This window comes from Mesorhizobium sp. M7A.F.Ca.CA.002.04.1.1 (assembly GCF_004022805.1).
Classification (GTDB): Bacteria; Pseudomonadota; Alphaproteobacteria; order Rhizobiales; family Rhizobiaceae; genus Mesorhizobium; species Mesorhizobium ciceri.
In genome coordinates this window covers 1-6,377 of sequence record NZ_RZPL01000299.1, presented here as the reverse complement: position 1 = coordinate 6,377, position 6,377 = coordinate 1, and the positions used below count along the sequence as shown (strand labels likewise).

General features: G+C 62.9%; 6 protein-coding genes and 1 pseudogene. 5 read left to right on the top strand and 2 right to left on the bottom strand.

The window, feature by feature from the left end; all coding sequences use genetic code 11:
- On the bottom strand, positions 1–626 hold a 626-nt coding region (locus ENZ75_RS16865), incomplete at its 3' end, for an ATP-binding cassette domain-containing protein (protein ID WP_128278193.1).
- Positions 627–801: 175 nt separating this feature from the next.
- A complete protein-coding gene (locus tag ENZ75_RS16860) occupies positions 802–1,602 on the bottom strand; it encodes an SDR family NAD(P)-dependent oxidoreductase (RefSeq protein WP_024502263.1) in 801 nt (266 codons plus the stop codon).
- 166 nt (positions 1,603–1,768) lie between these two features.
- On the opposite strand from ENZ75_RS16860, the gene ENZ75_RS16855 reads away from it, so the two are divergent.
- From ENZ75_RS16855 to ENZ75_RS16835, 5 genes and pseudogenes are all read left to right on the top strand, one after another.
- Complete coding sequence (locus ENZ75_RS16855; RefSeq protein ID WP_063170084.1) at positions 1,769–2,629, top strand: DeoR/GlpR family DNA-binding transcription regulator; 861 nt, start codon at positions 1,769–1,771, stop codon at positions 2,627–2,629.
- A 39-nt stretch (positions 2,630–2,668) separates the two neighbouring features.
- Positions 2,669–3,469, top strand: a complete 801-nt coding sequence (locus tag ENZ75_RS16850; RefSeq protein ID WP_024502261.1) for a BtpA/SgcQ family protein — start codon at positions 2,669–2,671, stop codon at positions 3,467–3,469.
- 163 nt (positions 3,470–3,632) lie between these two features.
- Positions 3,633–5,153 (top strand): FGGY-family carbohydrate kinase, encoded by a 1,521-nt coding sequence (locus ENZ75_RS16845; protein ID WP_063170083.1) that lies wholly within the window; start codon positions 3,633–3,635, stop codon positions 5,151–5,153.
- Positions 5,153–5,782, top strand: a complete 630-nt coding sequence (locus ENZ75_RS16840) for an HAD family phosphatase (protein ID WP_082826650.1) — start codon at positions 5,153–5,155, stop codon at positions 5,780–5,782. The genes ENZ75_RS16845 and ENZ75_RS16840 overlap by 1 nt, the downstream gene beginning before the upstream one ends.
- 416 nt (positions 5,783–6,198) lie before the next feature.
- Positions 6,199–6,377, top strand: a pseudogene (locus tag ENZ75_RS16835) (sugar phosphate isomerase/epimerase); the annotation flags it as partial.

Here is a 6,377-nt window from a genome sequence, read left to right as displayed (position 1 = left end):
CGCATGATGCATATGCGATCGCCCATGGTCATCGCCTCGACCTGGTCGTGGGTGACATGGACGATGGTGCGGCCGAGGCGCCGGTGCAGCTTCACGAGTTCGAGCCGCATCTCGGCACGCAGTTGCGCATCGAGATTGGACAGCGGTTCGTCAAGCAGGAAGGCCGCCGGTTCGCGAACGATCGCCCGGCCGAGCGCGACACGCTGCCGCTGGCCACCCGAAAGCGCTGCCGGCTTGCGGCCGAGAAGATTCTGCAGACCGAGCAGGTTAGCGGCGTCTGCAATCTTGGCATCGATGACCGCCGCGTCGGTGCCGCGCATCTTCAGCCCGAAGGCCATATTCTGCCGCACCGACATATGCGGATAGAGCGCGTAGCTCTGGAACACCACGGCGACGTTTCGGTCGCGCGGGGCGACATTGGCGACGCTCTTGCCACCGATGCGGAGATCGCCGGAGGAGATACTCTCCAGACCGGCAATCATCCGCAGCGTCGTCGACTTGCCGCATCCCGACGGACCGAGAAAGATCACGAATTCACCATCGGGAATGGTGAGATCGACCTCATGCACCCCGTAATTGCCATTGCCGTAGAGCTTGGAAACGCGATCGAGCTCGATAGACGCCATAGACTTTCCTCATGAACCCGTCTGACCCGGCTGACGCCGAAGGCCGAAGTCGAGCGAACGGTCATCTTAGAGAACAAAATATAACATTAAAAGCCTAACTTCTGATCATATGTGTTCACTTTTTTGGATAGGCGCGTGCCCGCATCAGGATCCGGCTACAGCCGCCGAAAGGCCGTCAGGTCATGTAGACGCCGCCGGTCACGTTGACGCCCTGGCCGGTCATGAAGCGGGCTTGATCCGAGCAGAGGAACACGACGACGTCGGCGACATCCTCCGGCAGCTCGAGCCGGCCGAGCGGCGTCTGCGCAATATAGTCGGCGACCACCCGTTCGGGCGTGACTTGCCGCAGATGCGCCTCCCACTCGACTTCGCGCGATTGCATGCCGGTCTTGACGAACCCCGGACAGACGGCATTAACGCGTATCCCCTTGGGCGCGAGCTCGCGGGCAAAGGCCTGCGTCCAGCCGAGCACGGCGAACTTGGATGCCGAATAATGCGCCAGGAGCGGCGCACCGACCTTCGCGGCAAGCGAGGCGGTGTTGACGATGCAGCCCGTGCCCTGCTTGACAAAATGCCGTCCAGCGATCTGATTTGCCAGGAATACACCGCGGGCATTGACCGAAAAGTTGAAGTCCCACTCTTCGTCGGTCAGATCGAGCGCGTGCTGCATGGTGGACACGCCGGCATTGGCGATCAGGATGTCGCAGCCGCCAAGCGCTTCCAGTACGGTGGAGAAGGCCGCCTCGACGGAATCGCGGCGGCGGACATCGACCGTGACGGCGGCGGCACCGCCACCAATTTCCTCAGCCGCCTGACGTGCCGCCTTGGGATCCAGATCGCCGATCGCCACGGCGACGCCCTGCCGCGTCAGGGCGGTCGCGATCGCCCGGCCGATCCCCGCGCCACCGCCCGTCACGAAGGCTCGCTTGCCCGCGAGTTCGGCAAGCACGGGAGGCGTGACGGAGACAGCCGGCATGGTCGTATTCTCTCTGCTTGATGGCGGAACGCATTTTGTTGATATCGAGATGCATACCAATAAAATCGAACACTGCAAACATATTTTTGTTTGAAAATGTTTGATCATGCGGTAGTGTGAAGATCAGCAGACCGCTTCGTCGGCGGCTTACCCACCGGATACATCGATGGCAGACGACACCACCCTTCCTGAGACATCGCCGCATGGCGCACCGCGCGACGCCGATCGTCAGCGCCTTCTCGCGCACGACCGGCAGGCACGCATCCTGGCTTTGCTGCGCCGGACGGGGTCGCTCACCGTCGCCGCGGCAGCGGCCGAACTTGCCGTTTCCGACATGACGATCCGCCGCGATCTCGTCGAACTGGAACGCGAGGGTAGGCTGGTCCGAATCCATGGCGGCGCGATCGAGGCCGACAACCCGCCGCTGGTCGCCATGGACAGCGAAGAGCCGAGTTTCGATTCGCGCTTGCGCCAGCGCCGCGACCCGAAGGCCGCGATTGCCGCGGCCGCGGCCGCGCTGGTTTCGGGATACCGCACGATCGCTTTGGATGTCGGCACCACCACCTATCTGATGGCCGAGCACCTCAGGGACCTTCCGCACGCCAAGGTGTTCACCAACAGCCTCAGGATCGCGGCGGCGCTGAATGGCGGTGTGCCCGAAGTCTATGTTGCCGGCGGCCGCGTACGGGCCGACGAGATGTCGACCGGCGGGCCTGCGGCCATCGCCCAGTTCGAGGCGCTGTGGTTCGATGTCGCCGTGATCGGCGTCTCCGGTATCACAGCGGACGGCCTCTTCGATTATTCCTTCGATGATACCGATATGAAGCGCGCCTATCTGAGGCGGTCAGGCACCAAGATCGTCCTGTGCGATTCCGCCAAATTCCTGCGCATGTCGCTGGTGCGGATAGCGCCACTGTCGGACTTCGACATCCTCATCACCGATGCCGAGCCGCCGGCCAAGATCGTCGCGGCGCTCGCCGCGGCCAAGGTCGACCTGCGCATCGCGCCGCCACTGACGCGCGACTGAGGCGCGCCATTTTCACTTTATCCCCAAGGAGAAGACTCGATGGTATTTGAATTTTTCGGCGACAAGAAGAAGGCTGTCATCTCGATGGCACATATCGGTGCCCTGCCGGGAACGCCCCTCTATGATGCCGATGGCGGCCTCGACAAGCTGATCGATGGCGTACTCTCCGACATCCGCAAGCTGCAGAACGGCGGCGTCGATGCCATCATGTTCGGCAACGAGAACGACCGCCCCTATGTCTTCAAGGCGCCGCCCGAGGGCATTGCCGCCATGACTGCCATCGTCCAGGCGGTGAAGCCCGAGCTGAGAGTGCCGTTTGGCGTCAACTATCTCTGGGATCCGACTGCCAGCGTCGCGATCGGAGCTGCCACCGGAGCCCGTTTCGTGCGCGAGATCTTCACCGGCCTGTTCGCTTCCGATATGGGCTTGTGGGAGCCCGATTGCGCCGCCGCCTCGCGCCTGCGGCACAACCTTGGTCGCGACGACATGAAGCTTCTCTTCAACATCAATGCCGAGTTCGCACACTCGCTCGACCAGCGCCCGATTGAATTGCGTGCCAAGAGCGCGGTGTTCTCGTCGATGGCAGACGCGATCCTCGTCTCCGGTCCGATCACCGGCCAGCCGGCCGACCAGTCCCACCTGCGCAGCGTCTGCGAGACGATCAAGGACGTGCCGGTCTTCGCCAACACCGGCGTGAACATCGACAATGTCCGCGACGTCCTTTCGCTGGCGAGCGGCGTCGTGATCGGGACCCATTTCAAGATCGGTGGCAATACCTGGAACGCCGTCGACGGCGATCGGGTCAAGCGCTTCATGGATGTTGTCGCCACTTTGCGCTGAGGACGGCTTCCACGGCGATGCCGGCCATCGCGCCGGCTCGCGGTGATCATATCGATCGTTGCAGGCCGGCGTCCGGAATGATCGACTGGTATCGAGCAGTGCGACACAACGAGGCAGACAGGTTTCGCCCGCCTGCCCTTCCCAGCATTTCAATGGATTCGACATGGCGTTCGTTCTCGGTCTCGATATCGGCACCACCTCGACGATCGGCATCCTGATCCGGCTTCCCGATCAGGTGCTGGGCCTCGCCTCGCGCCCCGTCACGCTGCATTCCGAGCATGCGGGCTGGGCCGAGGAAGATCCCGCGCAATGGTGGACCAATGTCCGCGACATCGTGCAGGAGTTGCTCAGGACCAGCGGCATCAAGGCCGAGGAAATCGTGGCGGTCGGCACCACCGGCATGCTGCCGGCGGTCGTTCTTCTGAACGAGAAGGGCGAAGTGCTGCGGCCGAGCATCCAGCAGAGCGACGGCCGCTGTGGCGCCGAAGTGGCCGAACTGCGGACCGAATGCGATGAGACGGCTTTCATCGCCAAGGCCGGCAACGGCATCAACCAACAGCTCGTCACCGCAAAGCTGCGCTGGATTGAGCGTCACGAGCCGGAGGTGTTCAGCCGCATCGCCACCGTTTTCGGCTCCTACGATTATATCAACTGGCGCCTCACCGGCGAACGTGCGGTCGAGCAGAACTGGGCGCTGGAGGCCGGCTTCGTCGACGTTTCGACGCACCGGATCGACGACGATCTGGTGGCGCTCGCGCACATACCGCGCTCGGCCGTGCCACGAAAGATCGCCTCGCATGAGATCCTCGGCTCCGTCTCGGCGAAGGCCGCCGATGAGACAGGCCTGATGGCGGGAACACCGGTCGTCGGCGGTGCAGCCGACATGATCGCCTCCGCGCTTGGCGCCGGCGTCGCCAAGCCGGGCGATGTCCTCCTGAAATTCGGCGGCTCGGTCGATATCCTGATCGCTACCGATCAGATCAAGCCCGATCCGCGCATGTATCTCGATTATCACCTGGTCCCGGGCCTGTTCATGCCCAATGGCTGCATGTCGACAGGCGGCTCCGCCCTCAACTGGTTCGTACGCAATTTCGCCGGCGGCGAGATGGCCGCGGCACAGGCCGAGGGTATTTCCGTACACCAGCGGCTCGATGCGCTGGCGGCAGAGCGTCCCGCCGGTGCCGACGGCCTCATCATCCTGCCCTATTTCCTTGGCGAGAAGACGCCGATCCATGATCCAGCGGCCCGCGGCGTGATCGACGGCCTGACGCTTTCGCACGATATCGGCCATGTCTGGCGCGCTTTGCTCGAGGCCTATGCCTTTGCCATCGCGCATCATGTCGAGGTGCTCAACGACATGGGCCATCGGACCGAGCGCTATCTCGCCTCCGACGGCGGCTCAAGCAGCAAGGTCTGGATGCAGATTGTCGCGGATGTCTTGCAAAAGCCGGTCCAACGCCTGACCGGGCACCCCGGCTCCTGCATCGGCGCTGCCTGGACGGCGGCGATAGGCACCGGCCTGACCGACGACTGGTCGGGCGTTTCCGGTTTCGTCAGCTTCGCCGACCGGCTCGATCCCGACCCGCGAAAGGCCGACATCTACCGCGACGGTTACCGCCGCTATCGCGATCTCTATACACGCCTATCGGCTCCTGGCGCGACCAAAGCGGGATCGCCATCGTGATGTATCGCGCCGTCGCCTGGGACATCGACGGAACGCTGATCGACAGCGAGCCGTTGCATCATCAATCTCTCCTCGCCGGCTGCCGCAACTGGAACGTCGATCTTGACGACCTGCCCGACCAAGCCTTTCGCGGCATCCATATGGGCGACGTCTGGACAATGCTGCGTCCGCGCCTCCCAGTCGGGCTTGACCAGGCGGAGTGGCTCGCCGCCATCAATGCCCACTACGTCGCCAACCGGGCGGACGCCATCCCGATCCCCGAGGCGGTCGAGACGATCCGGACCCTGGCTGACCGCGGCGTCCCGCAGGTCTGCGTGTCAAATTCCGGCCGGCAAGTCGTCAATGCCAATCTGGATGCGCTCGGCGTGCTCGACCATATGAGCCTCACAATCAGCCTCGACGACGTTACGGTCGGCAAACCCGACCCAACGCCCTATCGCGAGGCCTGCCGGCAGCTCGCCATAGCTCCGGGATCCGTCGTCGCTGTGGAAGACAGCCGCACCGGCACCAAGGCCGCACGGGCCGCCGGTCTGTTCGTGGTTGGCTATCTCCCCAGCGGCGGCCCGCTCAGCGACATCGATCTCAGTGCCAACCGTCTGTCGTCGATCCTGGACCTGTTTCCCGGCTGAGGGTTTGCGCGTCGCCGCGTCCGGGTGCGCGCTTGGGCAAGCCGGAGGATCGGGCGTCCGCCGGCTGGTCCCAAGCGAATGCCTTGGCAGGAACCAACGAACGTTGGACCGGGTTCCGCTCGTTCCGCATTCGCCTTGCGTCTCGCCGAGCGAGCGGTCCATGCCGCTCGGTCTGCGCAAGTGACGGGATATTTGTTGTCAAAAGCTGCATATCCCGTTTCTCGCATAGGTCAGAGAAGATTTTCTCGCATCTCCATGATGCCTCTCAACCATTTGTTTTCCAGCATTTTTTTAATCCGGCATGATTGGCTCGCGCCGACCAATGCCAGAATTCCTCTTGCGCCGAAGCTGAATTTTAGGCATTCAGGATCAAGTTTGTATCTTTAACATGCAAACCTGATTATCGGAGGATCTGAATGCGGCGTCTTGGTATCCATTCATTTGTCTGGACAAACGGCCTGACCCAGGAGGGCCTGGAAATGGCACTCGCCAAGTCGGCGGATCATGGTTACCGGCTGATCGAGTTCGCTTATCTGCGGCCCGAGAAATTCGACCTCGACCGCCTGGCGAAGCAAGCCAAGGAACTGGACATCGA